This is a genomic window from Roseisalinus antarcticus, from assembly GCF_900172355.1.
In the GTDB taxonomy this organism is placed as follows: Bacteria; Pseudomonadota; Alphaproteobacteria; order Rhodobacterales; family Rhodobacteraceae; genus Oceanicola; species Oceanicola antarcticus_A.
The window spans coordinates 1-25414 of record NZ_FWFZ01000030.1 but is presented as its reverse complement, the minus strand read 5'-3'; the positions used below and the strand labels follow the sequence as shown (position 1 = coordinate 25414).

The 25414-nt window shown below is 66.6% G+C and carries 22 protein-coding genes; 10 read left to right on the top strand and 12 right to left on the bottom strand.

Annotation, left to right across the window (positions count from 1 at the left end; genetic code table 11):
- Positions 1–136: 136 nt before the first annotated feature.
- Both ROA7023_RS18695 and ROA7023_RS18690 read left to right on the top strand, forming a co-directional pair.
- Positions 137–1513 (top strand): family 4 glycosyl hydrolase, encoded by a 1377-nt coding sequence (locus ROA7023_RS18695; RefSeq protein WP_159458585.1) that lies wholly within the window; start codon positions 137–139, stop codon positions 1511–1513.
- A gap of 8 nt (positions 1514–1521) precedes the next feature.
- Positions 1522–2184, top strand: coding sequence for a 5-deoxy-glucuronate isomerase (locus tag ROA7023_RS18690; RefSeq protein ID WP_085880538.1), 663 nt, complete (start codon positions 1522–1524; stop codon positions 2182–2184).
- On the opposite strand, the gene ROA7023_RS18685 is transcribed toward ROA7023_RS18690, so the two are convergent.
- Genes ROA7023_RS18685 through ROA7023_RS18660 form a run of 6 tightly spaced genes read right to left on the bottom strand, consistent with a single transcriptional unit; the run spans position 2172 to position 6988 of the window.
- Positions 2172–2858 (bottom strand): polysaccharide deacetylase family protein, encoded by a 687-nt coding sequence (locus ROA7023_RS18685; protein WP_085880537.1) that lies wholly within the window; start codon positions 2856–2858, stop codon positions 2172–2174. The two genes, ROA7023_RS18690 and ROA7023_RS18685, sit on opposite strands and share 13 nt — an antisense overlap.
- A complete protein-coding gene (locus ROA7023_RS18680; RefSeq protein WP_085880536.1) occupies positions 2855–3550 on the bottom strand; it encodes a polysaccharide deacetylase family protein in 696 nt (231 codons plus the stop codon). The genes ROA7023_RS18685 and ROA7023_RS18680 overlap by 4 nt, the downstream gene beginning before the upstream one ends.
- Entirely contained in the window at positions 3550–3840 is a 291-nt protein-coding gene (locus tag ROA7023_RS18675; RefSeq protein WP_085880535.1) for a hypothetical protein, read from the bottom strand. The genes ROA7023_RS18680 and ROA7023_RS18675 overlap by 1 nt, the downstream gene beginning before the upstream one ends.
- A 4-nt stretch (positions 3841–3844) precedes the next feature.
- Positions 3845–4741, bottom strand: a complete 897-nt coding sequence (locus ROA7023_RS18670) for a carbohydrate ABC transporter permease (protein ID WP_085880534.1) — start codon at positions 4739–4741, stop codon at positions 3845–3847.
- Position 4742: 1 nt separating this feature from the next.
- Entirely contained in the window at positions 4743–5693 is a 951-nt protein-coding gene (locus ROA7023_RS18665; RefSeq protein WP_085880533.1) for a carbohydrate ABC transporter permease, read from the bottom strand.
- Positions 5694–5716: 23 nt separating this feature from the next.
- Positions 5717–6988: an extracellular solute-binding protein gene (locus ROA7023_RS18660; protein ID WP_085880532.1), complete on the bottom strand. Its 1272-nt coding sequence runs from the start codon at positions 6986–6988 to the stop codon at positions 5717–5719.
- A gap of 266 nt (positions 6989–7254) precedes the next feature.
- On the opposite strand from ROA7023_RS18660, the gene ROA7023_RS18655 reads away from it, so the two are divergent.
- The 4 genes from ROA7023_RS18655 to ROA7023_RS18640 are packed head-to-tail and all read left to right on the top strand — an operon-like array spanning position 7255 to position 11287.
- The gene (locus ROA7023_RS18655) at positions 7255–8310 is read left to right on the top strand and encodes an ABC transporter ATP-binding protein (protein WP_085880531.1); all 1056 of its coding nucleotides are present in this window, start codon (positions 7255–7257) and stop codon (positions 8308–8310) included.
- A 1-nt stretch (position 8311) separates the two neighbouring features.
- The gene (locus tag ROA7023_RS18650; RefSeq protein ID WP_159458584.1) at positions 8312–9304 is read left to right on the top strand and encodes a 2-hydroxyacid dehydrogenase; all 993 of its coding nucleotides are present in this window, start codon (positions 8312–8314) and stop codon (positions 9302–9304) included.
- The gene (locus ROA7023_RS18645; protein ID WP_085880529.1) at positions 9301–10326 is read left to right on the top strand and encodes an SIS domain-containing protein; all 1026 of its coding nucleotides are present in this window, start codon (positions 9301–9303) and stop codon (positions 10324–10326) included. Before ROA7023_RS18650 ends, ROA7023_RS18645 begins: the two co-directional genes overlap by 4 nt.
- Before the next feature lie 4 nt (positions 10327–10330).
- Positions 10331–11287 (top strand): carbohydrate kinase family protein, encoded by a 957-nt coding sequence (locus ROA7023_RS18640; RefSeq protein ID WP_085880528.1) that lies wholly within the window; start codon positions 10331–10333, stop codon positions 11285–11287.
- A 121-nt stretch (positions 11288–11408) separates the two neighbouring features.
- Here the strand turns inward: ROA7023_RS18640 and ROA7023_RS18635 are convergent, their stop codons facing one another.
- The 6 genes from ROA7023_RS18635 to ROA7023_RS18610 are packed head-to-tail and all read right to left on the bottom strand — an operon-like array spanning position 11409 to position 17734.
- Positions 11409–12983: a peptide ABC transporter substrate-binding protein gene (locus ROA7023_RS18635; RefSeq protein WP_085880527.1), complete on the bottom strand. Its 1575-nt coding sequence runs from the start codon at positions 12981–12983 to the stop codon at positions 11409–11411.
- The gene (locus ROA7023_RS18630) at positions 12976–13998 is read right to left on the bottom strand and encodes an ABC transporter ATP-binding protein (protein WP_085880526.1); all 1023 of its coding nucleotides are present in this window, start codon (positions 13996–13998) and stop codon (positions 12976–12978) included. Before ROA7023_RS18630 ends, ROA7023_RS18635 begins: the two co-directional genes overlap by 8 nt.
- Positions 13995–14990: an ABC transporter ATP-binding protein gene (locus tag ROA7023_RS18625; RefSeq protein ID WP_085880525.1), complete on the bottom strand. Its 996-nt coding sequence runs from the start codon at positions 14988–14990 to the stop codon at positions 13995–13997. The genes ROA7023_RS18630 and ROA7023_RS18625 overlap by 4 nt, the downstream gene beginning before the upstream one ends.
- Complete coding sequence (locus tag ROA7023_RS18620; RefSeq protein WP_200812552.1) at positions 14987–16180, bottom strand: ABC transporter permease; 1194 nt, start codon at positions 16178–16180, stop codon at positions 14987–14989. The genes ROA7023_RS18625 and ROA7023_RS18620 overlap by 4 nt, the downstream gene beginning before the upstream one ends.
- Complete coding sequence (locus ROA7023_RS18615) at positions 16177–17130, bottom strand: ABC transporter permease (RefSeq protein WP_234992324.1); 954 nt, start codon at positions 17128–17130, stop codon at positions 16177–16179. The genes ROA7023_RS18620 and ROA7023_RS18615 overlap by 4 nt, the downstream gene beginning before the upstream one ends.
- On the bottom strand, positions 17123–17734 hold the full coding sequence (locus tag ROA7023_RS18610; RefSeq protein ID WP_085880524.1) for a helix-turn-helix domain-containing protein: 612 nt from the start codon (positions 17732–17734) through the stop codon (positions 17123–17125). The genes ROA7023_RS18615 and ROA7023_RS18610 overlap by 8 nt, the downstream gene beginning before the upstream one ends.
- 349 nt (positions 17735–18083) lie before the next feature.
- Here ROA7023_RS18610 and ROA7023_RS18605 point away from each other — a divergent pair, with 349 nt between their 5' ends.
- The 4 genes from ROA7023_RS18605 to ROA7023_RS18590 form a co-directional block, all read left to right on the top strand.
- The gene (locus tag ROA7023_RS18605; protein ID WP_085880523.1) at positions 18084–18971 is read left to right on the top strand and encodes a DMT family transporter; all 888 of its coding nucleotides are present in this window, start codon (positions 18084–18086) and stop codon (positions 18969–18971) included.
- Between the two features lie 443 nt (positions 18972–19414).
- Positions 19415–19687: a hypothetical protein gene (locus ROA7023_RS18600; RefSeq protein WP_143535636.1), complete on the top strand. Its 273-nt coding sequence runs from the start codon at positions 19415–19417 to the stop codon at positions 19685–19687.
- 240 nt (positions 19688–19927) lie between these two features.
- Positions 19928–20404 carry a hemerythrin domain-containing protein gene (locus ROA7023_RS18595; protein ID WP_085880521.1) on the top strand — a complete coding sequence of 159 codons (477 nt, stop codon included), beginning with the start codon at positions 19928–19930 and terminating at the stop codon, positions 20402–20404.
- Between the two features lie 806 nt (positions 20405–21210).
- A partial coding sequence (locus ROA7023_RS18590) for a beta strand repeat-containing protein (RefSeq protein ID WP_159458582.1) occupies positions 21211–25414 on the top strand: 4204 nt, incomplete at its 3' end.

The window sequence follows — 25414 nt, the reverse complement described above, 5'->3', positions numbered from 1 at the left end:
TCTATGCCCCGAAGCGTCCGGACGGCCAAGCAGATTAGTGCGCGAACCCGCAAAAGGCGCTCAAATTCGCTCAAAATAATGTAGACAGATGATCGTATTTCAGTATCTTGCCCCTATGATCGCGAAGGAGACGCCCATGGCACGAACCAAGCTTGTCCTGATCGGAGCCGGAAGCACGGTCTTCACCCAGCGCCTGGTGGCCGACATCATCCTTGCCGGCGAGGCGGACAAGTGGGAGCTCGCCCTTGTCGATATCGCCCCCCTCACGCTGGACGCGGTCATGAAGCTGGTCGGCAAGATGCTGGAGGCCAAGGGCGCCGATATCCCCGTCACCGCCACCACGGACCGGCGGGACGTTCTGCCAGGCGCGGACTTCGTCACCACGACCATTGCCGTCGGCGGCCGGCCCGGCTGGCAGCAGGACATCGAGATCCCGCGCCGCCATGGCATCTACCAGCCGGTCGGGGACACCGCCATGCCGGGCGGCATCAGCCGCGCGATGCGAATGATCCCGCCCATGCTCGATATCGCCCGCGATATTGCCGAGCTCTGCCCCGACGCATATTTCTTCAACTATTCCAATCCGATGACCGCGATCTGCCGGGCGATCCGAAAGGAAACCGGCGTGCCTGTCATCGGCCTTTGCCACGGCGTGCTGCATATCGAGCATCAGATCGCCCGGTTCCTCGGCGCGCCCGAGGGGTCCGTGACCTCCTTCGGTCACGGGTTGAACCACCTGACCTTCCTCACGCGACTGCGCCTGAACGGCGCCGATGCCATTCCGCTCATCCACGCCAAACTCCACGCGCAGGAAAAGCAGCTGGAGGATCGTCTGTCCGCCAAAACCCGGTGGGAGAACATCGTGCCGGAAGGCGAAACCCCGCGCTGGTGGGACGATCCGTTCTCCTGGGGCCTCTTCCGCGAATACTCCGTCTTCCCTTGCGCGATGGATCGGCACGCGGTCGAATTCTACCCCGAACGCTTTCCGGGCGGCGCGTTCCATGGGCACATGTTGGGGCGCGACGCCTTCCCCATCGACGAGCGCATCGCCCTCGGCGACACGTGGTACGACGAGATGGTCGCCATCGCCAATTCGCCCGATCCGTTGCCGCGCACCTATTACGAGAACGTCCCGGGAGAGAGCGAGCAGCTGCTGCAGATCATGCAGTCGCTGATGTCTGACCGGCGCGAGGTATTCTCGGTCAACATGCCGAACGGGGGCATGGCCCCTGCCCTGCCCGCCCACGCGGTGATCGAATGCAACGCGGCGGCGTTGGCCGGCGGCATGGTGCCGCTTCGGGCCGATCCCTTGCCGGAAGACCTGAACGCCAAGCTGAACGCCAAGGTCTCGGCGATCGAGCTGACGGTGGACGCTGCCGTCTCGGGCTCGCGCGACGGGATGATCGCCGCGCTGATCGCGGACGGCACAGTGCAGGACGAAGCAAAGGCCGCGGTGCTGGCCGAAGAGCTTCTTGCAGCCCATGCCGAGCACCTGCCCCAGTTCGCCGCATGAGGTCCCGTGTGATCCGCCCCGACGAGAGCAACCTGATCGACCTGCCCGGTGTCGGCCCCTGCCCCCGCCCGGTGGACATCGACCAGTCGGTGACCGGCATGTCGCGTCTGAAATCCCTGCGCGCCTACCGCTTCGCGCCGGAGACGACCATCGCGGGCGAAAGCGAGGTGGACGAGGTGCTGATCGTGGTCCTCGAAGGACGCATTTCGATGGAAGTTTCGGGCGCTTCCTCCTTGTCTGCCGAGTTCGGACCGGGGCAGATCCTCTACATGCCCCCGGACCATGCCTATCGACTGACCCCCTTGGCCCGCTGCATCGTCGCCTATGGTCGCGCCGAAGCCAGTAGCAGCCGTGACGCGCGGGCCATCACCGGCACGGCGGCGGCGGGCGAGGTCCTGCACTTGCGGCGGCTGTCCCTGAGGGCGGGCGAGGCCGTCACCCTTGACGCCGAGGCGCTGGCCCTCGTGGCATCCGGCACGGCAGAAGCCCTCGTGGCATCCGGCGCGGCAGAAGCCCTCGCGGCATCCGGCACGGCAGAAGCCCTCGTGGCATCCGGCGCGGCAGAGGCCGAGGACGCCCCCATGGGACCGTTGTCCGTTTTGGCCGTGGACGCGGGATCGGGCACGATCCAGGGGACCGGGACGGCCGAGGTCTGGGTCTACTCGGCCTGACCGACACCCGGCAGCCGCTGCACCGCAAGGTTCGAGAACAGGAACTCGTAGCCTGCCGCGTCCACGGCGCGGTCGGCCAGTTCGGTCTCGCCATATCGCCCGCCAAAGAGCCAGGCAAAGCTGCGCACGGGATGACCCAGCCGTGCCGCAAACTCATCCTGTGCGCCGACGATTTCGGGCCAAAGCGCATCGGAATCGTCCAGCTCGACCCTGGTGTGGGTCCTGGTGTGGCTGGCGATCACGTGACCGCCCTCGTCCATCTGCTGCATCTCGTCCCAGGATAGCGCGGCGCGGCCATCGGCATATTCATCCGGCACCAGCCGGATGGTGCGCCGGGCCGCGAAGGCCGCCTGATCCGGGATCGGACAATGGGTAAAGCCGGGCACGGCAAAGAACCAGCCGATCAGCCCGTGTTTCTCCAGCAGCGGCCGGGCCACGTCGAAATTGTTGCGGTAGCCGTTGTAGAAAGCGGGGATCACCCCCGGGCGCCCGCCCGGCCAGGCCCCGGTGGCCAGGTAGTCGGCCAGCATGTCCTCGGTCACCGGTCCGTATCTCTCTGCCAGCGCCGCGAAGTCCGCATCGAACTGAGCGGCCCGGACGGCGGGTGTGTTGTGATAGTTGACCACGCGCAGGGCCGCGCCCGCGGCGAGCGAGTGTCTGACGGCCTCGATCATGGCAGTTTCTGAACCCGGAAATTGGACCAGATGTAGCGATATCCGGCTTCGGACAGCATGGCGTCGGCACGCGGGTTCAACCCGTATTCGGCGCCGCGCAGGAAACAGAAGATCTCCACCGGTGCGCCGAGGGCGGCATCGAACTCCTGCTTTGCGAGGACGATCTCGTCCCGCAGAATCGCCTCCGGCGTCTCGGGCGTAAGCTCGGTATGGGTCCGGCTGTGGCAGGCGACGACGTGGCCCCGGGCATGAGCGTCGCGCAGCTCCTCCCAGGTCATCGCGATCCGCTCGCCGGGGTATTCGTCATGCGGATAGGTCAGCGTCTGCCGGTCGGCAAAGGCGCGCTGCATGTCGACGGGGATGCCGAGGAAGGCGGGCGGGACGAAGAACCAGGCGGTGAAGCCGTGCCGTTCGATCATCGGCAGGATCACGTCGTAATTGTCGCGGAACCCTTCGAACAGGACCGGGACGACGACGGGGCGGCGCGGCACCTCGCCCTGCATCAGCCGTTCCATCCCCGCCATGTCGAGCCCGTCGTGCGTTTCGGCCAGCGCGGCAAGCTGCGCCTCGTACTCCGCGGCGCGAAAGCCGGGCGTCGAGTGGTAGTTGACCAGCCGGATCGCATTGCCCCACGCCAGCCCGTCCGAGAGGTCGCGCACGGCCTCGGCGATTGTGCCGCTCAACCGGATCATCAGGCCGGCTCTGCGGCGATGGAGGAGAAGGGCCGGCCCAGGAGGTGATGCTCGGCCAGCACCTCGATCACCGCGGCGATGTCGCGCGGGGTCAGCGTGCCGCGGCGGGCCTGCAAGAGCGCGATGGCCTCGTCAAAGGCGCGGGAGATCTCGGTGCCGCCCTCGGGCACGTCGGCCGGCGGGCGCGACATCGACAGATCCTCTGGAACGAGGAACATCGGTACGCCGACTTCGGCATTCGGCAGCTTGGACAGCCGCTCGATCTCGGCCTCGAGCCAATCGATATCCATGGGGTCAGCCTTTCACCGATCCGGCCATGAGGCCGCGGATATAATAGCGTTGCAGGGCGAGGAAGGTGACCATGACCGGGATCACCGAGACCGCGACGGCGGCCTGCTGGAGCGACTTCGTCGCCTCCTCGGTGAAGGCCCCGCGCAGCAGGTAGATGCCGACCGGCAGGGTCTGCAGGTCCGGCGCGGTGCGGGTGATGGTCATCGTCCAGATCACCTCGTTCCACTGGTAGACGAAGACGAAGATGCCCAGCGTCGCCAGCCCCGGCACCACCAGCGGCAGGACGATCTGCCAGAAGATGCGGAACTCGTTCGCGCCGTCGAGCCGGGCCGCCTCGATCAGCTCGTCCGGCACGGTGAGGAAGAACTGCCGCATCAGGAAGACCCCGTACCAGGTCACCGCGAAGGGCAGGATGATCGCCGTGTAGGTGTTCAGAAACCCCGACCCGCCGACCCCGTCGAGCCCGTTGCCGCCGGCCAGCGGGAAATACCGCAGGATGAAGAAGATCGGGATGATGAAGAGGAAGAAGGGGAACATCTGCGCGCCAAGCACCGTGCGGAAGATCATGTTGCGCCCGATGAACCGGTATTTCGCCAGCGCGTAGCCGGCCATGGAGCTGGTGACAAGCTGCAGGAGCGTCACGGCGAGCGTGATGTAGACCGAGTTCCAAAGCCAGTTCAGTGTCGGAAGCTCGGTGAAGACCCGCTTGAAATTGATCCACTGGGGGTCGCCCGGCCAGTAGACCGGCGGGCGGGCCAGCCGTTCCGCCGGAGAGCGAAGGGCGCCGAGGAACATGTCGATGAAGGGCACCACCATGATGATCGCGCCAAGGCTCAGGATGCCGTACTTGGCGATGCGCCAGAGGATCGCGCTGCGGTGACTGGCCTGGACGATCGCCATGTCAGTGCGCCTCCACGCCGCCGCGGCGGAACACCCGCAATTGCACCAGGGTCACCACGAGGACGACGGTGAAGAGGATGTAGGCCGCCGCTGCCGCCCGGCCGAGCCGTTGGTCCGAGAACGCCATCTCGTACATGTAGAGCCCGGTTACCTTGATCGGCCCCTGCGGCGCCACGTCGGCCATCACCAGCATCAGGACGAAATAGCTGAGGCCCGTGATGAAATTGGTGATGAGCACGAACAGCAGCGTGGGTTTCAGCATCGGCACGGTGATGTCGAGGAAAAGCTGCCGCTCTCCGGCGCCGTCGAGTCGCGCGGCCTCGTAGTAGCTTTCGTCGATACCGGCGAGACCGGCCGAAAACAGCAGCAGGTTATGGCCCAGCTGCATCCAGACGAAGATCAGGATCATCGTGGTCATGGCGATCGACGGATCGGTCAGCCACCCCGGCCCCGGCAGCCCCGCGGCGTCCAGCGCCCGGTTCACCAGGCCAAAACTGTCGTCGAGCAGGAATTGCCAGATATAGGCCACTGCGACGACGTTGGTGATATAGGGCAGCCAGTAGATCGAGCGCCAGACCGCCTGCCCGTAGGCGCGGGTGAAGGCATAGGCGAGCACCAGGGCCAGCGGCACGCCGATCAGGATCGTTCCGGCGGCGAAATAGATCGTGTTCCAGAAGGTGTCCCAGAACCGCGGATCGGTGAACAGCAGGTAGTCGTAGTTGCCGAGACCGACCCACCTTGGGGCGGTGAAACCGTTCCACCGCGTGAGGCTGATGTAGCCGGCGTAGAGCAGCGGCAGGATGAAGAAGATCGCGCCGAAGACGAGCATCGGCGCGATGAAGATCCAGGGGGCGACCGACTTGGACCCGACGCGCTGTGCCAGCGTCGGGCGCGGCGCGTCGGAAAGCTCGGTCAGGGGCGCGCGTGCCTCGGGACTTCTGTCGTGGGTCATCTCGCGCCCTCCGGCCCTGTCGATCAATCCTGTTCGGACAGGATCGCCGAAACCTCGGCGTCGGCGGCTTCCATGGCATCCTCGGCGCTCATGGTTCCGGCCCAGACCTGCTCGATATAGCTGCGCAGGATACGGTCGTTCTCGGCCGCTTGCCAGATGTTGGGCTGGCTCGCCGCGGCGCCGCTTTCGATCGCCTCGACGAAGGGCGCGGTGAAGCTGTCGTCGGTGGGCATCGCGGCAAGGTCCGAGAGGTTGCCCGAAAGGGCGCCGAGATCGTTCAGCATCTGGCCGGTGCAGGACAGGTCGGCGTCGCCCTGCGCCTCGTTCAGCCAGCGCAGCAGATCCCAGCTTTCCGCCTGCATGTCGGAGGAGGAATCGACCGCCCAGAAGAAGGAATAGAGCATGGTGCCCGGATCGCCGCCGTCACCGGGGATCGGGGCGATGCCGACCGTGTCCTCGAAGTCCTCGCCGAAGGCTTCCTGCATCGTCTGCTTCTGCCAGTTGGCGGCGATCATCATCGCGGCGCGGCCGGCGGGGAAGTCATCGGTGGTGACCGAGTTGGAGGTGATGCCGTCGGCGAACAGCTCTCCCTGGCGGGCGATGATGTTGACGGAGTCCGGCGCCGTGAAGTTCGTCGTGCGGAAGTCGTCCGAATAGGGTGCGACGCCGGCGTTGTACATCTGCGCGTAGTAGATGTGCACGGCGTTGGCGACGGAAGGTCCGTAGACATAGCCGGCAGTGGTGATGTTGCCCTGGTCGTTGGCCTCGGTGATCGCGGCTGCGATCTCCTTCAGCTCGTCCCAGGTCTCGGGCGGGCCGTCGTAGCCGGCCTCGGCCAGAAGCTTCTTGTTGTAGAACAGCTGATAGACCGACAGCTCGGTCGGGATGCCGTAGAGCGTCCCGTTGATCGTGGCGGCGCCCACGGTGCCCTCGCCGTAGCTGTCGCGGATCCAGCTGGCGACGTCCTCTGGCGGCTCGGCCAGGGTTCCGGAGGAGGCGAGCTGCGGCGCCCAGATCGAATAGATGTTGTAGATGTCGGGCGCGGTGCCACCGACGCGGGCAGTCAGGATCGTCTGCAGGAAGTCGCGATAGCTGGCCTGCTGGAACTCGATCTCGACACCGGTCTCCTCGGTGTACCGGTCGAAACAGGCGAGCAGCGGCGCCATCTGGTCCTGGTTGTAATGGGTAGCAATCTGGATCGTGCCCCCGTCCTGGGCCAGCGCCGCGCCGGTCAGGGCTGTCGAGGCCGCGAGCGCCGCGGCGATCGTCCGGATGCAATGCGTGTGGTCGGTCATGGTCTAATCCCCTGTCAGAGAGTGATGTTCGGTCTGTTGATTCCGAGCACTCTAACATGATGCAATCATCTGACAACAATTTTGTGAGCGATTTTGCGCAATCCACATGACACCGAATAATACAGCTATCATTGAGGGATGACAGAATGCGAGCATGTGCCACCCGCAATCCACGCACAGAATAGTGCGTTTTATTGTTTACTTTTGATCGCTCCTTCGGCAACCCTGCGATGACCAAGCGATGCCATCCCGCAAAGGCACACCCGATGAGCACCATGACCCTGCGCAATGTCTGCAAGAGCTTCGGCTCGGTCGAGGTGATCCGCGATGTCTCGCTGGAGGTCGATGACGGAGAGTTCGTGATCCTGGTCGGCCCTTCGGGCTGCGGCAAGTCCACGCTTCTGCGGATGATCGCCGGGCTGGAGGACGTCACCTCCGGCGATCTTGCCATCGACAATCGCCGGATCACCAACGTGCCGCCCAAGGACCGGGATATCGCGATGGTGTTCCAGAACTACGCGCTCTACCCCCACATGACCGTCGCCCAGAACATGGGCTATTCGCTGAAGCTCGCAGGCTGGTCCAGGGCCGACATCGACAAGACGGTTGGCGAGACGGCGGAATCGCTGGGCCTCGGCCCGCTGCTCGGGCGGTTTCCGAAGGAGCTGTCGGGCGGCCAGCGCCAGCGCGTCGCAACCGGCCGCGCCATCGTCCGCAATCCCAAGGTCTTTCTGTTCGACGAGCCGCTGTCGAACCTCGACGCCAAGCTGCGGGTCCAGATGCGGTCCGAGATCCGGGATCTGCAGAAACGGCTCGGCGTGACCTCGATCTACGTCACCCACGACCAGGTCGAGGCGATGACCATGGCGGACCGGATCGTCGTGCTGCACGACGGTCTCATCGAACAGGTCGGCGCCCCTCTGGACCTCTACGACCGGCCGGCGAACCTCTTCGTGGCCACCTTCATCGGCTCGCCGTCCATGAACCTGCTGAAGGGCGAAGCCTCGGCCGGAGAGATCGTTCTGAAGGACGGCGGCACCCTGCCCGCGCCGGCCGGAACGCCGGACGGCCCGGTGACCGTGGGCTACCGGCCCGATGCCATCGGCATCGGCGCCGAAGGCGACCGGGGCGGGCTTTCCGCGACGGTCCGCACCTATGAGGCGATGGGCAACGAGACCATCGTCTTCGCGGAGACCGGCGGCCGGGAGCTTACGGTCGTCACCCGCGACAGGCCCAGCCTGGAGCGCGGCAAGGTCATGACCCTGGTCCCCGACACCGCGCGGGCCCATGTCTTCGGGTCCGATGGCCGGCGGCTCAACTGACATGCGGATCGTCGTCATATCCGACAGCCTGACCACGCTGCCAAAGGCGGTGGGCCGGCTGGAAACCTCCGGCCACGCAGTGACTTACGTCAACGGGCTGATCCCCTTTCCGCGCATCGCCGCCGAGGGCCTTGCCCCCTTGGACGAGGCAGACGCCATCGTCATGGGCAGGGTCATGGAGACGGACGCGGCGGCGCTCGACCTCGTGCCGAACGCCAGGGTCATCGCGCTGCACACCTCCGGCACCGACAACGTCGATATTGACGCGGCCTCTGAGCGGGGGATCCAGGTCACGAATGTGAAGGGCGTCAATGCCGCCCAATGCGCCGAGTTCTCCATCGGCCTGATGCTGGCCATCACCCGGCAGATCGCGGCGGGGGACGCGGCGATCCGCGCGGGCCGTTGGGCCGCCGGCACCGACAATTCGATGGACGTCTTCGGGGCGACCCTCGGTCTGGTCGGGCTGGGCCAGATCGGACGCGAGGCGGCCCGCCGGGCCAAGGCCTTCGGCATGCGCCTCATCTGCCATACTCGCACCCCGGACGAGGCCCTGGCCCGGGAGCTGGGCATCGAATACATGCCCCTCGACCAGCTTCTGGCCGAGGCGGACGTGGTCAGCCTCTATGCCTCGCTCAGCGACCAGACCCGGGGCATGATCGGCGCGGCAGAGATCGCGCGGATGCGGCCCTCCGCCTATCTCGTGAACATCGCCCGGGGCGAGCTGATCGACGAGGCGGCCCTGACCGACGCGCTGAAGGCGAACCGCATCGCCGGTGCCGCGCTCGATGTCTTCCAGACCGAGCCGTTGACGGAAAGCCCGCTTTTCGGTCTGCCCAATACCGTGCTGACACCGCACATGGCGGGGCTGACCCGCAACGCGAAATCGGATGCCGCGGTGCTGGCCGTGCGCAATGCGCTGGCCGTCCTTGCCGGTGACGAAGCACTCAACCCGGTCAATTCCCCGGCCGACAGACCGCGAAGGCAACACGCATGACACCCCTGGGCGCAACGACCTTGAGCGAATTCCTGTCGCAGCCGGAGGCCTGGAGCAGCCTTCTGCGCCGACTGGGGGACGGCGACCTCACGCCGGGTTTCGCCCCCGCGGACCATGAGGAGGTGATCCTCTTCGGCTCCGGGTCGTCCTACTACCTCGGCCTCGCGGCCGCGGACTGGATGCGGCGGCGGGGATTGCCAGCGCGGGCGCTGCCCTCCTGCGAGATCCTGCTGGACCCCGAGGCCGTGGCCGGGGGGCGCAACTGCCTCGCGATCGGCCTGTCCCGCTCGGGCAGGTCGAGCGAGCTTCTGTTGGCAGCCGAGATCCTGTCGGGCCGGGGCTGCCCGGTCGCGGGGGTCAGCTGCACGGCAGATTCCGCGCAGCTGCTGGCCGCCGATCACCCGCTGCACGTCGCCGAGGGGCACGAGGACGGTCTGGTGATGCTGCGCTCCTTCACCTCGATGCTGCTGACGCTGCAATGGATGACCGGGACCGCCGAGGACCGTGCCGCGCTGACCGCGCTGCCCGAAGCGGGCCGGAGGCTCATCGCCGATTGCGACGGCCCGGTCGCCGCACTGGCCCGCGCCCGCGACTTCGACCGTTTCGTCTTCCTGGCCTCCGGTGCCAGCCATCCCCTGGCGCTCGAGGCGGCGCTGAAGATCCAGGAGATGTCGATCTCGACCTCCGAGGCCTATCACAGCCTCGAATATCGCCACGGGCCCAAGGCCTGCGCGAACGCCCGCACCCTCGTCTGCCTGTCGACCTTGTCGGACCGGGCCCATGGCCTCTCGCTGGCGCGGGACATGGCCGAGCTCGGCGCGGCGGTCATGGTCGTCGGAACGGACGCCGCGGCCTACGGGGAGGTGGCAAATCTGGTCCTGCCCTTGCCGGGTGCGCTCAGCCCGCCGCAGGCGGCAGTGCTCGAGCTCCTGCCAATGCAGCTCTTTGCCTATCACACGGCCGTCCGGCTCGGCCGCGATCCTGATGCGCCGCAGAACCTGTCGAGGGTGGTGACATTCTGACGTCATGTCCGGGTTCGATGTCCTTGCACTGGGAGAGCTCAATCCCGACCTGATCCTGACCGGCCTTTCGGCCGACGGACCGGTGATCGGCACCGAGCAGATATTCCAGCGGGAGCGGCTGGTCCTTGGCAGTTCCACGGCCATCTCCTGCGTCCTGATGCAGCGCCTGGGTCTGCGGACGGCCCTCGCCTCGGCGGTCGGCGACGACCGCTACGGTCGGTTCTGCCGGGACGCATTGCTGCGCGAGGGCGTCGATACTGCCCGGGTTCGGGTCGAGCCGGGACAGGAGACCGGCGTCACCCTCTCGGTGGTTTATCCGGGCGACAGGCTCCTGCTGACCCGGCTCGGCATCATGGCGTTTCTGGACGGATCCATCGCGCCCGGCGCGGAGTTCGACGCCTTTCGCCACGTCCATTGCGGCTCCCTCTTCCTGCTGGACCGGCTGCGCGGCGATCTGCCGGAGGTGCTCCGCCGTGCCCGGGCCGACGGCTGCACCGTGTCGGTCGATCCCGGGTGGGACCCCTCCGGCCGCTGGGATCCGGCCGCGCTTGCAGAGATCCTGCCCCTGACGGACGTTTTCCTGCCCAACAGGGCGGAGGCGCGTGCGATGACCGGCACCGACGGGGACGAGGAGGCCCTCGATGAGCTGAGGGCCCTTGGCGCAAGGCGCGTCGCCATGAAAGCCGGCGCCGAAGGCGGCCTGTGCCAGTCGCCGGCCGGGCTGATCCGGCAGGAGGGGTTTCCCGCGGAAGTTGTCGACACGACCGGTGCGGGGGACGCCTTCAACGCGGGCTTCGTCCGGGGGATGCTGGCCGGCTGGGCCGAGGGCGACTGCCTGCGCCTCGCGGTGGCTTGCGGCAGCATGGCCGTCACCGCGGAGGGCGGCACGGGCGGGCTTGCGAGCCTCGGGCAGGCCCGAGACCGGGTCGCGGCGGCGGGAGAAATGCTCCCGGACATCTGAGGGATTGCACGGCCTCGCCCGTCAGATCCAGGCCGGAAAATTGAAGGGGTGCGGTCGCCACGCTCCGCGCGAATGCGGCGCGGAGTGCGGGGGCATCCGAACGGACGCCCCCGCGAAAAGGTCACTCGTTGATGACCACGTCCCGGAAGTAGGGAACGTTCAGGGTCGAGCGCCAGAAGCCCTCCACGCCCGGGTTCATGAGCATGTAGGCGTAACGGTGGTACATCGGCAGGATGACGTGATCGTTCATGAAGATCGCCTCCGCCTCGCGCATCGCAGCCAGGCTCTCTGCCTCGTCGGACGCGGCCTTCGCCTCGGCGATCTTGGCGTCATAGGCCGCGCTTTCCCAGCCGGCCAGGTTGTTCGGGCTGTCCGAGAGGTAGATGTCGAGGAAGGTCATCGGGTGCGGGTAATCCGCGCCCCAGCCCATCTGGGCGATCTGATACTCGATCTTCTGGACCTCGGGGTAGTAGACCTGCCACTCGGTCGCCTGGATCTGGACCTCGATGCCGAGATTCTCGGCCCACATCTGCTGGATCGCCTCGATGATCCGCTCGATCGGCGGCGAAGTGTAGGTCATGAAGACCGTCTCGGGGAAGCCTTCGCCGCCCGGGTAGCCGGCCTCGGCCAGAAGCGCCTGCGCCTCTTCGACCTGCGCGGTGGCCCCGAGGCCGAACGTGTCGGTCCCCTCGCGGAAGTCCTCGCCCGCGATCGTCATGCCATAGGGCACGAGACCGAGGGCCGGCACGTCGGCGGATTGCATGACGAAGTCGATGATCGACTGCCGGTCGACTGCCATCGACAGGGCCTGGCGGACCCTCACGTCGTCAAGCGGCGCCTGCTCCGGATTGAAGAAGGCGTAGGTGGTGCCGAGGGAGGGCACGATCATGAAGCCGTCGTCGCCGGCCATCAGGCGCGGGATCTCCGGGGCGGGCACAGCCTCGATACCGTCGACCTGGCCGGACTCGTAGGCGGCCAGCGCCGTGGTCGGCTCGGGGATGAGGCGGAAGGTAAGGGTCTCGAGCGAGACCTCGTCCGCGTCGTAGTATTCCGGGTTCTTGGCGAAGACGACCGACTCGCCGAAGTTGAACTCGGTGACCACGAAGGGGCCGTTGCCGATGAAGGTCTCGGGGTTGCGGGTCCAGCCTTCGGGGTCGGCCCCGACCACGTCCTGCCGCACCGGGAAGAAGTTGGTATAGGTCAGCATCTGCAGCATGTAGGGCACGCGCTGCGCGAGGGTGAAGGTCAGCGTCCTGTCGTCGGGGGCCGAGACCATGATCTCGCCCTCGCCGCCCGCGGCGTAGTACTCTTCCGCACCCTCGATCAGGTAGAACATCGCCGGGTTCATCGCGCCGGCCTCGGGGTCGAGCACCCGGGTCCAGGCGTAGACGAAATCCTGCGCCGTCACCGGCTCGCCGTCGGACCAGTTCGCGTCGCGCAGGTGGAAGGTGTAGGTCAGGCCGTCGTCGCTGACCTCCCAGCTTTCCGCCATCGCCGGTTCGATCTCGTTGTCGGAATTGAACCGGACCAGCCCCTCGAATGTGTTGCCGATGATCGGGGCGGCGAATGTCTCGGACGTCAGGCCCGGGTCGTAGGTGGCGCTTTCGTTGTTGACCACGTAGGTCAGGTCCCCTTGCGCGTGGGCGGGCGCCGCGAGGGCGGCCGCGAACGCGAGGGGAAGGATCAGCTTACGCATCTTCACTCTCCTGTTTGGTTCTTGGGTTGCTGGGTATCGGGTCGCCGTCCTCGGGGGGACGAGCGTGGTGGCAGGCGGCAAGGTGCCCGCCGCCATGGTCGGCCATCTCGGGCTCGATCCGGGCGCAAAGCTCGGTCGCGAGCGGGCAGCGGCTTCGGAACCGGCAGCCCGAGGGCAGGTCCAGCGGGCTCGGGATCTCGTCCGTCGCGGGGGCCTCGTCCCGGCGGGCGGCCGGGTCTGGCACCGGTATCGCCGAGAGCAGCTTGCGCGTGTAGGGGTGCAGCGGGCGGGCATAGAGATCCGCCGCCGGGGCGAGCTCCACCAGCTTGCCGAGGTACATGACCCCGATGCGGTCGGCGATGTGCCGCACCATGCTGAGGTCGTGGGTGATGAAAAGGCAGGTCAGCCCCAGCTCGTCCTGCAGGTCCTGCAACATGTTGACCACCTGCGCCTGGATCGAGACGTCGAGGGCGCTGATCGGCTCGTCGCAGATCACCAGGTCGGGGCCGGGCGCGATCGCCCGGGCGATGCCGATCCGCTGGCGCTGACCGCCCGAGAATTCGTGCGGATAGCGGCCGGCATGGTCCGGCGAAAGGCCGACCTTGCGCAAAAGCTCGTGGACCCGCTGTGTCCGTTCCTTCGGCGTGCCGATCCTGAGCAGGTCGAGCGGCTCGGCCACGAGGTCGCGCACCGACATCCGCCCGTCGAGCGAGGCCAGCGGATCCTGGAAGATCATCTGCATCCGCCGCCGGAGCGGCCGCAGCCCGGCCTCGGGCGCGGTGGTGATATCCTGTCCGTCGAAGGTGATCCGCCCGCCGGTGGGCCGGTTCAGCCGGATCAGGGTCCGGGCCAGCGTGGACTTTCCGCAACCGCTTTCGCCGACGATCCCGAGGGTCTCGCCCTCCTCGATGGTGAGTGAGACGCCGTCGACGGCCCGAAGGATGGCCGGTTTGGCAAAGAGCCCGCCGCCGACGGGAAAATGCTGGGAGAGGTTGTCGAGCGTGACGAGGCTCATGCGGCACCCCCCTGCTGCGGCGCGTCAGGGTCCATCAGCCAGCAGCGCGACCGATGCGCCGCCCCGGCCGCGTAGAGCTGCGGGGCCTCCGCGTCGCAGACGTTCATCGCGGCCGGACAGCGCGGGGCGAAGGGGCAGCCGGCGGGCGGCTGCATCATGTCGGGCGGCGAGCCCGGGATCGGCGCCAGACGGCCCTCGCCCGCCGTGCGCGGATCGGGGACCGAGGCCATCAGGCCCTGGGTGTAGGGATGGCGCGGCGCGGCAAAGATCCGGGCCACCGGCCCTTCCTCCATCACCATCCCGCCGTACATCACCATGACCCGGTCCGCCGCTTCGGCGATCACGCCCAGGTCGTGAGTGATCAGCAGCACCGCCATGCCAAGCCGGCCCTGAAGCTCCTTGATCAGCGAGAGGATCTGCTTCTGGATCGTCACGTCGAGCGCGGTCGTCGGCTCGTCCGCGATCAGCAGCTTGGGCTCGCAGGCCAGCGCGATGGCGATCATCGCCCGTTGCCGCATCCCGCCCGAAAACTCGTGCGGATAGGCGTCGATGCGGGTCGCGGCGGACGGGATGCGGACCATCTCGAAAAGCTCGATCGTCCGGGCGCGGGCCGCGGCCTTGCCCCCACCCCGGTGCCGCAGGATCACCTCCATCACCTGCTCGCCCACGGTCAGCGTCGGGTTGAGCGAGGACATCGGGTCCTGGAAGATCACGCCGATGTCGCTGCCCCTTATGTCGCTCATCTGCCCTTCGGAAAGGGTCAGCAGGTCGCGCCCGCCGAAAAGGACCTCGCCGCCCTCGATCCGACCCGCCCGTTTGAGCAGGCGCAGGACAGACATGCAGGTCACGGACTTGCCAGACCCGCTTTCGCCGACGATGCCCAGGATCTCGCCCGGCTTCACGGTCAGGTCAACGCCGCGCACTGCCTGCGCCTTGCCGCGCGAGGTGTGGAAGGCGGTGCGCAGCCCGCGAACCTCGAGAAGCACGCTCATGTCCGCAGCCTCGGGTCCAGCGCGTCGCGCAACCCGTCGCCGAGGAAGTTGAAGGCGAACATGGTCAGCGAGATGGCGGCGGCCGGGAAGAACAGCTGGTGCGGGTAGCGGCGCAGGGTTTCCACCGCGTCCGAGGTCAGCGTCCCCCAGGAGGCCTGCGGCGGCGTCACGCCGAGACCGATGAAGCTCATGAAGCTCTCGATGAAGATGGCCGAGGGGATCAGCATCGTCGCCGTCACGAGGATCGGCCCGATCGTGTTGGGCAGCAGGTGCCGCGACATGATCCAGCGGGTCGAGGCGCCCATTGTCCGGGCCGCGGCGACGTAGTCCTGGCTCTTGAGGGTCAGCATCTGGCCGCGCACGACCCGGGCCATGTCCACCCAGAAGACCGTGCCGATGGCCAGCATCACCGACAACAGCCCTGATTGCAGCACGACCATCATCAGGATCACGTAGAGCGTGAGCGGGATCGTCGAGATGATCTCGACGATCCGCATCATGACCAGGTCGACCCGCCCGCCGAGATAGCCCGAAACCCCGCCCCAGGTGACCCCGATCATGAAGTTCACCAGGGTCGCGACGAAGGCCACCGCAAGCGAGATCCGCGCCCCGTAGAGCTGCCGGACCAGAACGTCGCGGCCGAGCTGGTCGGTCCCGAACAGGTAGGTCCGGTTCCACTGGCGCCCGGCCTCGGCAAGGCCCGGTCCGTCCTCTTGCCGCAGCACCGGCTCTCCGTCCGAATAGTCGAGGATCACCTCGGCCCCGCCGATCTGCCAGACCGTCCGCCGGTTGATCATGTCCCGCCGCCCGCCGGGAACGAGTCCGGTCACATGCCCCGCCTCGACCGCGTAGAGCTGCAGGTTGCCGGGGTTGGCGAAGACGGTCTGCCGCGCGTCGGCGCCGCCCACCTCCTGCACCGTCAGGAACGGCGGCAGGTTTGACAGGGCGAGGTTCTGGGACCGGTAGGAATGCGCCGAAATCATCGGCCCGAAGATCGCGGCCAGAACCAGCAGCACGATGAAGGCGAGCCCGGCCATGGCGGGCCGGTTCCGCCACAGACGCGCACGCACGTCCTGCCAGTAGGTCCGCACCGGCGCGGCGATGACCTCGGCGGCCGCCGCGTCGCGGACCAACGGCGCCCAGCGCGGATCGGCGGTGTGCCCTTGGGTCATGAGCGGTGCGTCCGTCATGCCTTCCTCCGGTAGTCGATGCGCGGGTCGAGCCAGACGTAGAGCATGTCTACGATGAAGATCATCAGCATCAGGAAGGCCGCGTAGAAGATCGTGATCCCCATGATCGCGGTGTAGTCGCGATTGGTGATCGACAGGACGAAGTGCCGCCCGATCCCGGGCAGGGCAAAGATCTGTTCGATCACGAAAGAGCCGGTCAGCAGGTTGGCGATCACCGGCCCCATGATTGTCACCACGGGGATCAGGGAGTTCCGCAGCCCATGCTTCAGCAGGATCTTGCGGCCCCGGAGCCCCTTGGCCCGGGCGGTGGTCATGTAATCCTGCTCCAGCGTCTCGAGCAGGGAAGAGCGGGTCAGCCGGGCGACGAAGGACAGCCAGAACCCCGAAAGCGCGAAGACCGGCAGGAAGTAGCCCCGCCAGTCGTCCAGCCCGAAGGCGGGCACCCACCCCAGCCGCAGGGCAAAGACATAAAGGCAGACCGTGGCTATGACGTAGGAGGGGATCGCCGCGCCGAGGGTGGCGATGGCCATCACCGCCGTATCCGGCCAGCGGTTGCGGTTCAGCGCCGCCGCCACGCCCAGCGGAATTCCCAGGCCCACGACGCAGATCACCGCCAGAAGCCCCGTCTGCGCGGTCACCGGCAGCCCCTCGGCGATCATCTCGTTCACGCTGACGCCCGGGTACTTGAACGAGGGGCCGAGGTCGAAGGTCGCCACGTTGCCGAGGTAGGTCAGGTATTGCCGCCACACCGGCTGATCGAGGCCGAGCCGGGCGTCGAGGGCGGCGGCGATTTCGGGCTCCACCATCTTTTCCGACACGTAGGGCCCGCCGGGGACCGCGTGCATCAGGAAGAATGTGAGGGTGATGACCCCCCACAGCGTCACCACCATCAGCAGCAGGCGTTGCCCGACATAGGCCAGCGGCAGGCGGGAGAGGGCGCCGTTAGACACGCGAGCCCCCGTCGCGCAGCCGCAGGACCGGCGAGGTGCCCAGCCAGAAGACCACCGCCGCCGCGGTCTCCGAGAGGTTGAAGGCCTGGTGCCGCATGTCCGACCGGAAATGCATCGTGTCGCCGGGGGCGAGCTCGTGGCGATGGCCGTCTATGTCGAACCGCACCTGGCCGGATTCGACGCTGACGAATTCCTCGCCGTCGTGGCGGTCGATCTCGCCGACGAAGCCGGGCGGCAGGGTGATCCGGAAGGCCGAGAAGGTGGCGCCCGGGAAATCCCCGTGCAGCCGCTGGTAGGTCATCCCGCCCTCGTTGATCCACGTCGTCTCGCGGCTTGCGGCGCGGTTGACGATCCCGGCCGCCCCGCTGACCGGCATGAAGTGCCCGATCTGCACCCCCATCGCATGGGCGATCCGCGCCAGCGACGACATCGACGGCGTCGCGATGTCGCGTTCAAGCTGGCTGAGATAGCCGACCGACAGGCCCGAGGCGCTTCCGAGGTCCTGCAGGGTCATGTTCCTGCTGCGGCGCAGGGTCCGGATGCGCGGCCCAACGTTCGGCGCTCCGCCCGGTTTCGGGCTCGGAAGTTCTTCGACGTCTGACATCTAGCGGGAGCCCGGTGACTGGTGACTGGTGACTGGTGACGACAAAGAACAGGCTTCCATCTAAAAAAATTAGATGCAACGAAAATTGTTAGATCTTGGCGAAATTCGTGCCCGGCGCCGGTTCGGGCGGGCACTTCCGAGGCAACAGGGACCGGCGCGGGTCGAGTGCTTCGTCCGGACGTTGCGCACGGACGTTGCGCACGGGCGACCCGGCCGCGCGGCCTGGTGGCGTCCGCTTGCCGGGCCCCGGGCAGACCGCCGCGCCGTGACCTGCACGGCCCATCGCCGGTCACCCGGATCTCGGGGAAAAGGCCTTGCGCGGCCTCCTTCCGTGGGGTCTGGACGGGCCATGCAAACCGAACGTTCTCCGATCGTCGTCGTAATCGCCGCCGCCTCGGCATGGGGTCTGTTCTGGCTGCCGCTTCGGGCGTTCGAGGAGCGCGGGCTTGCGGCCGGCTGGACCACGCTGGCTGTCCTTGCCGTGCCCGCGCTGGTCCTGCTGCCATTCGCAATCTTGCGAATTCTGCGCGGACAGCCTGGCGGCGCAGGGAATGCCGTCGCGGGACTTCTCGCCGGCGGTGCGGTCGCGCTCTATGCAGAGAGTGTGCTGCTCACCGACGTCGCCCGAGCCCTGATCCTGTTCTATGTCACCCCGGTCTGGAGCACCATTCTCGAACTCCTGATCCTGAAACGGCGGATCACGAAGGCCCGGTCGCTGGCGCTGATACTCGGGCTGGCCGGGCTCGTCACGATCCTGGGCGGCAGAACGGGCTTTCCGCTTCCACAGAACATCGGCGACACGTTGGCGCTGCTGTCCGGCGCGGTCTGGGCCTGCGGGTCCCTGTGGATACGCAGGACATCCGACGTGGACACGTTCGAGAATGTCTTCTCCTTCTTCCTGTTTGGCAGCGCGGTCGCGCTTTGCCTTGTGCTGGTGCTGCCCGACGAGGTCATGGGCGCAGCGCCAGACGGGGCTGTCCTGCAAGACCTGGTTCCCTGGCTGGTTCTGGCCGCGGTCGCCTTCATGATACCGGTCATGTGGGGCCTGCTGTGGGGGGCCAGGCACCTGGATCCTGGCCGGCTCGGGATCCTCCTTCAAATGGAAGCGGTGGTCGGCATCGGCAGCGCCGCCGTCTTGACCGATGAACCCTTCGGCCTCGTCGAGGTCCTCGGCACGGCTCTCGTCATTGGCGCCGGTGTCGCCGATGTCCTCGGAAGCAGGCCCAGGACCCGCTGACCTCCGCCGACGGCCTTGGCGCAGCGTTCGAAAAGACCTGCGCCATGTCTTGTCTCGCCTGAGTGAGCGATGCCCTGACGGCGCCTCCGCAGGCCATTTTCCGAAGTCCCGCGGCACCCCGCCAATCAAGCACCGGCGTGCGCGGATCGGGGCAGCTCTCAGAGCCGGCGATGGCCGACGCTGGCGCCATGCGCCGAAATGGCATGCTTCGTGCGACACATTGCAGGATCGTTCCGAGAACGTGCCGTGGCTCTACCGGCCAGGCACCTTGGCCCTCAGATATGACGGTCTCCGAAGACCCGCAAAGAGATCGAGCGGCATCGGCCCTGTGCCGCCGCTCGCAGAGCTCGTGAATGGCGGGATCGTCGCGGCCTGCAGCACGCTCGAAACTGCCACCAAGGCGGCCAGCCTGACAGTGGGGCCCGCGCAGCGAGGGCGGCCTCTTGCAGAAGTCCGCATTGTTCGACCCCTTCAGCTTCGGCGGTCTTTTCCAGGTTCACCTTCATCCCGTGACCGATGGCGGCATCGCGGTGGGGCGGACCTTCCTGACAGGCGAAGACGGGCGCTCGTGCTGCGCGGGCTCCGATGCGGAGGGCACCCAGCGTGGCCCGTCGTTGGAGCGGCCCTCGGACCTGCTCGCGGATCTCGACGAAGTCGCGGGACATGCGCGGGGCCTGAAACGAACAGCCCGGCGACAAGGCTTTGGGGGCGGATGACACCGGCCGATCTCACCCGATGCATCGACCTGAGAGGCGCTCGTCGGGACGTTCCGCGACATCAACGCCGCCGCCTGGGCGGAAGGCGGGCGCGGTGATTTCCGAAAGTGCCTGTCGATGCGGGTTGCGGCACCGTTGGACGAACTCATCGCCCGGGGAACCAGGGGACGGGCTCGCCGTTGTATGATCAACACAAGCCATCCGATGGATGACAGACACCTCTTGGGAAGGGAGTTTCCGATGCCAGATATCTACGAGGCAATCAAGGCCGACCACCAGCAGCATCGCGATCTGCTCGACAGGATCCGCGACACCCAAGGCGCCAGCGAAGATCGTCAGGCGGCCTGGTCGGAATTCTACTACGAGGTGAAAAGCCACGCCGCCGCCGAGGAAGAGACGTTCTATTCCAAGCTGATATCGAAGACCTGGGGTCAGGACGTCGCGCGGCATTCGGTGCACGAACATCAGGAGCTCGACGATCTGATGGAGGAGCTGAACAGCATGGACATGTCCTCCGCCGGCTGGATGGAGAAGTTCGGCAAGCTCGACCACGACTACCACCATCACATCGACGAGGAAGAGGACGAGGTCTTCACGCAGGCCCGCCAGGAAGTCCCCGAGGACGAAATCCACGGCTATGGCGAGCGGTTCCTCGCACGCAAGCAGGAGGAGCGTGAAATCGTCGACAAGAAGAGGGAAGAAAGCCTGGAGGATTGAATGCGCGTCATGCCCGGCTGAAGGTGACGCGCGGCGCCCTTGGAAAAGGGTGACGTCTGACAAGACCGGGGTCCGTGACGCCGGCATCGCGCGACCTTGCGCCTGCGGTCAGTAAGGTTTTCCTTGGATCAGCCGCTTGTGATCCATCTTCAGGCCGGTCCGATCCCGGACCGGCCGCGTCTTCCGGCCCGCGTTGTTCGACCGGACTACGAAAGCCGCCCCGCGAAGGGCAGCCAGCCCCAACAGTTCCGAGACGCCACCGCCCCCCAGATCTTGAAGCGCGGAAAGACCGGTCTGACCGGTCGCTGACCCTACATGCCCCATGGGTGCTCAAGCCGGACAGAGGCCGGTTCAGTCCTCGGCCGGTGCAGTCCTCGACCCGGTGTGGCCGAGGCCCGGAGGCAAGAGGCGGCATACGCGGGTCCGGCGCCCGGAGGGACCGCAGGGTCCCGGGCTGTCGACCGACCGGGCGGGATGGAAAACCGGGCATCGGTGGGCCCGGCTCTCAAAAGGCCACGTGGAATCCGTCGCAATCGTTGCCGCACGAAGGATAATGTTGCACCCTCTCTACCGAATGGGACTGGCTGCGTTCAGCCGAAACCGGGGATCGGGGTGTCAGACCAGGCGCCGGCTGCGCGTCGCGCCGCGGATCCGCCGTCCGACGGTTGTGTGTTTGCCGGCGTGAACCGGGGGGCAAAAGTCATGACCTTGATGAAGACAGCCAATTCCAATCCGAGCGGCTCTTGCAAGCCCGAACTGCGCGGCCCGGCCCGCCCCGCGACATGGACCGGTCCGAGGTGCGCGTCATGATCCTCGTAGATACAGACACGACCGGCATCGATGGCACGGATGGCAGAACCTCCCTGGCCGAGGCCATGCAGCTGGCCGAACTCAGTTCCGGACCCGATACCATCGCCTTCGCGGCGTTTCTGAAAGGTGCGACGATCCAGGTCGATGGCGGGTTTGTCTTCAGCCAGGATCTTGAGCTTGTGGGGCCGACGGGCCGGTCCGCCGATCTGATCCTCGAGAACACCGGCGCCGGTCTACAGCCGACCTTCACCGGCACAAATGCCGGCAGCACGCTCGGCCTTGACGGGCTGACGCTGGTTGGCGGCGGGCCTGTCACCGGCCCGGGCGGAATCGTCTCGACCCAGGGCCGCGTCGAGGCCGTGAACACATATTTCACCGGGGGCACGGCCAATGCGGGGGTGCGTGGCTCTGGCGATTACGGTCTTGGCGGCGCGGTCTATGCCCTTGGCGACGTTACCGCTACGAACGTGACCTTCAGCGGCAATACGGCAGCCGACTACGGCGGTGCGCTCTACTCGCGCGGCGAACTCACGCTCGCCAACACGACCTTTACAGGCAACTCCGCGTATGGCGGCAGCGCATTCCAGGTCGGTTTCGCCTCGGCCACGCTTGCGAACGTCACGGTGGCCGGCAACACCGGCGGCGCGGCGGCAAGCTTCAACACCAACGCCAGCTTTCCCACCGTCATCAAGATCGTCAATTCGGTCTTCGCCGAGAATCGGGAGAGCGCGAACGGCGCCTTGTCGGACATCGCGTCCTCCGGCAGCTTTTTCGCGCGGAACAGCGCCTTTGCGACCGATCCCCGCGAAGACCCCAAGTTCTTCGATGCCGGGAACAATCAATTCGATCTGACCGACCCCGGCCTGGGCCCGCTTGTCGATACCGTCGGGCCGGTGCCCACGCTGACGCTCGAAGGCGGCTCTCCGCTGCGCGACGCGGGCGCCAATTCGGATCTGCCGAGCGATACGCTCGACGCCGACGGCGACAACAACACCGGCGAGAGGCTTGGCATCGCGGCGAACGGGGTCTCTCGGACGTTCTTCGGCAGGACGGACATCGGCGCCCATGAATTCGGGATCGGCAACCGGTCGTACATCGTGGTGGACAGCCTCGCCGACGAGAACGACGGAGATTTCAGAGCGGGCGAGTTGACACTGCGCGAGGCTCTGGACCTGGTCTCCGACGGCGGGTCGATCACCTTCGCTGACGATCTGGCCGGAACGCTCACGCTCACCCAGGGGCAATTCGCGCTGGCGCAGGGCGTGACGATCGACGGGGACACCAACGGCGACAACCGGCCCGACATCGCGATCTCCGCCGACGGGAACGGCCGCATCTTTGACCTGACACAGTCGGGCATCGCGGTGACCCTGCGCAGCCTGATCCTGGAAGACGGGTTTCTGACAGGGGCGGCCGGTGGCCAGAACGGTCCCGTGGGTGGCGCCATTCGGGCGGCGAATGGCACATCGCTGACGCTCGAGGACGCGACGCTGCGCGACAACACCGCCTTCTACGGCGGCGCGATTTACACCAAGGGCAGCCTGACGATCGGGCGGTCAGCTTTTCTGGACAACCGCGCCGCGCCGGACCCGGCCGAAGAATTTGCATCCGCGACCGTGGGCGGGGCGATCTCATTTGGCAACATCACGTCGAGTGCGCAGATCTTCAACTCGACCTTCTCGGGGAATGCGGCCGACTACGGAGGTGCGCTGGACCTGAGTGGCGGCAACGTCACGCTGACGAATACGACGTTTCAGGGAAACCAGGCATTCCTTGGCGCTGCGATCCGGTCGTTTGACACGAACCTGACGATCGAAAGTTCGACGATCACCGAAAATGCCCCGGCAGCGGCAAATGGCCAGGTCCTGCTCGACGGTTCCTCAGGGCTCGTCAAGATCACGTCTTCGGTCATTGCCGGCAGCACGCTGCCCGGAGGTGGCGCGGATATCGTGTCATCCAGCTTCGGTATCGCCGCCCTTCAATCCGGCGGTCATAACTTCATCGGCGTTGGCGATGCGGGAGGCAGCTTCGTCGACGGTGTCAGCGGCGACCAGGTCGGCACGTCGTCCGCACCGCTCGACCCCATGCTTGGCGCCCTGGCCGACAATGGCGGGCCGGTCCCGACCATGGAGCCCCTCGCGGGCAGCCCGCTGATCGACGCCTCCGACACCTCGGCCCTGCCCGCGGACCTTTCGGATATCGACGGCGACAACAATGTCACCGAGACCTTGCCCGTCGATGCGAACGGCAATCCCCGCGTGGTCGGCCCGGCCCCGAACATCGGCGCGGTCGAGGGCATCGCCGAGCATTTCATCGTCACCACGTCCGAGGACCTGATCGACGGGGCCGATGGCAAGATCTCTCTGCGCGAGGCGCTGATCTCCTCCAATTTCTCCCCCGGAACGGCCGACCGGATCACCTTCGACCTGGCGCCGGATGATCGACTTCTGCGACTGAAAGAAGCGCTCGAGATCATCGGCGCGGTCGAGATCGAGGGCGACATCGATGGCGACGGCACCCCCGACATACTCATCACCGGCGACACCGCCGGCGACGACGCGACACGCACCGTTGACGGCCTGGTGCTGACGGATGCCGCGGCAAACGAGAACAGGGACGACAATGACCAGGTCTTCCGGGTTACCGGCGCTGCGGCCGATGCCACGCTGTCGAACCTGGTCATAACCGGCGGATATGCTCAGTTTGGGGGCGGCATTTATTTCGACGGCACACGGCTGACCATCACCGGAAGCACGATTTCGGGGAATCGCGTCGACGATCACGGGGGCGGGATCTACTCCTACGGCGACAACCATGGCGCCCGGCTGACAATCCGTGACAGCACTGTGTCCAAAAACTTTGCCGACGAGCTTGGTGGCGGTCTGTCCAGCTATCGCGACGATGTCACTATCACCAACAGCTCCTTCGCCGACAACACGGCCCGTCGAGAAGGCGGCGGGATCTGGAGCGGGGACGGCTTTTTTGCGATGTCGAACAGCCGGGTGACCGGAAATTCTGCGACGCGTGACGGTGGTGGCTTCTACTTCGAAGACAGTGCCGCTTCGATAGAAGCAACGACCATTCGTGGAAACACGGCAAGAAACGGCGGTGGCGTCTATGCCGAGACCTCTGACCTGACGGTTACGAACAGCACGATTTTGGGCAATACCGCAACCAGCGACGGCGGTGGTTTGTTGAACTATGGAAACGATGACAACGTTGTTCGGATCGTGCAGTCCACCGTGTCAGGCAATACCGCCGAGGATAGTGGCGGAGGGATCAACAATTCTGAGTCAGGCCTGCTGCTGGTCCAGTCATCGACCATCGTCGCCAATTCGGCAGAAACGGGCGGCGGTATCTCGAGCAGCGGATACGACGACCTGACAACACAGGTGACGTCGTCCGTGGTCGCCGGAAACACCGCGGCCGGTGGCAAAGGCCATGACGTCGCGGTCGACGGCGATGACACTGATTTCTTGAAGACAGGGTTCATCTCGGCGAACAACCTGATCGGGACGGGCCAGAACGGAGACGACGCGGCCCTCTTCGTCAACGGCCAGAACGGCAATATCGTCGGCAACGACGCAAGCCGGCTGGATCCGCGGCTGGCGGCGCTGGCCGACAATGGTGGCCCGGTCCAGACCATGAAGCCGCTGGCCGGCAGCCTGCTGATCAATGCGGGCGGCGGCACGGTGCCCCCGGATTGGCTGGATATGGACGGGGACGACGACAGGACCGAGCCGGTGCCCTTCGACGCACGTGGCGAGGCTCGCGTCGCCGGCCCGGCCATGGATATCGGTGCTCTCGAATTGACGACAACGGACCTCAGGACGACGCCCACGGTCGGGGACGATGTCCTGATCGGAACAGGGGCCGCCGACACGTTCAGAGCGTTGGCCGGCAACGACCGGGTCAGCGGCAATCGCGGCGCGGACAAGCTCTTTGGCGAGGACGGCAACGACAGTCTCGACGGCGGACGCGGCCACGACTTGGTCGACGGCGGCGCGGATGACGACGCGCTCTACGGCGGCGCGGGCAACGACCGGCTGGAGGGGCGCAGCGGGGATGACCGCGGCTCCGGCGGGTCCGGCGACGACATCATCGTCACCGGCACGGGCAACGACACCTTCCGCGGCTGGAAGGGCGATGACGAGATCTACGCCATCAGCGGCAACAACACCCTGCGCGGCGACGATGGCA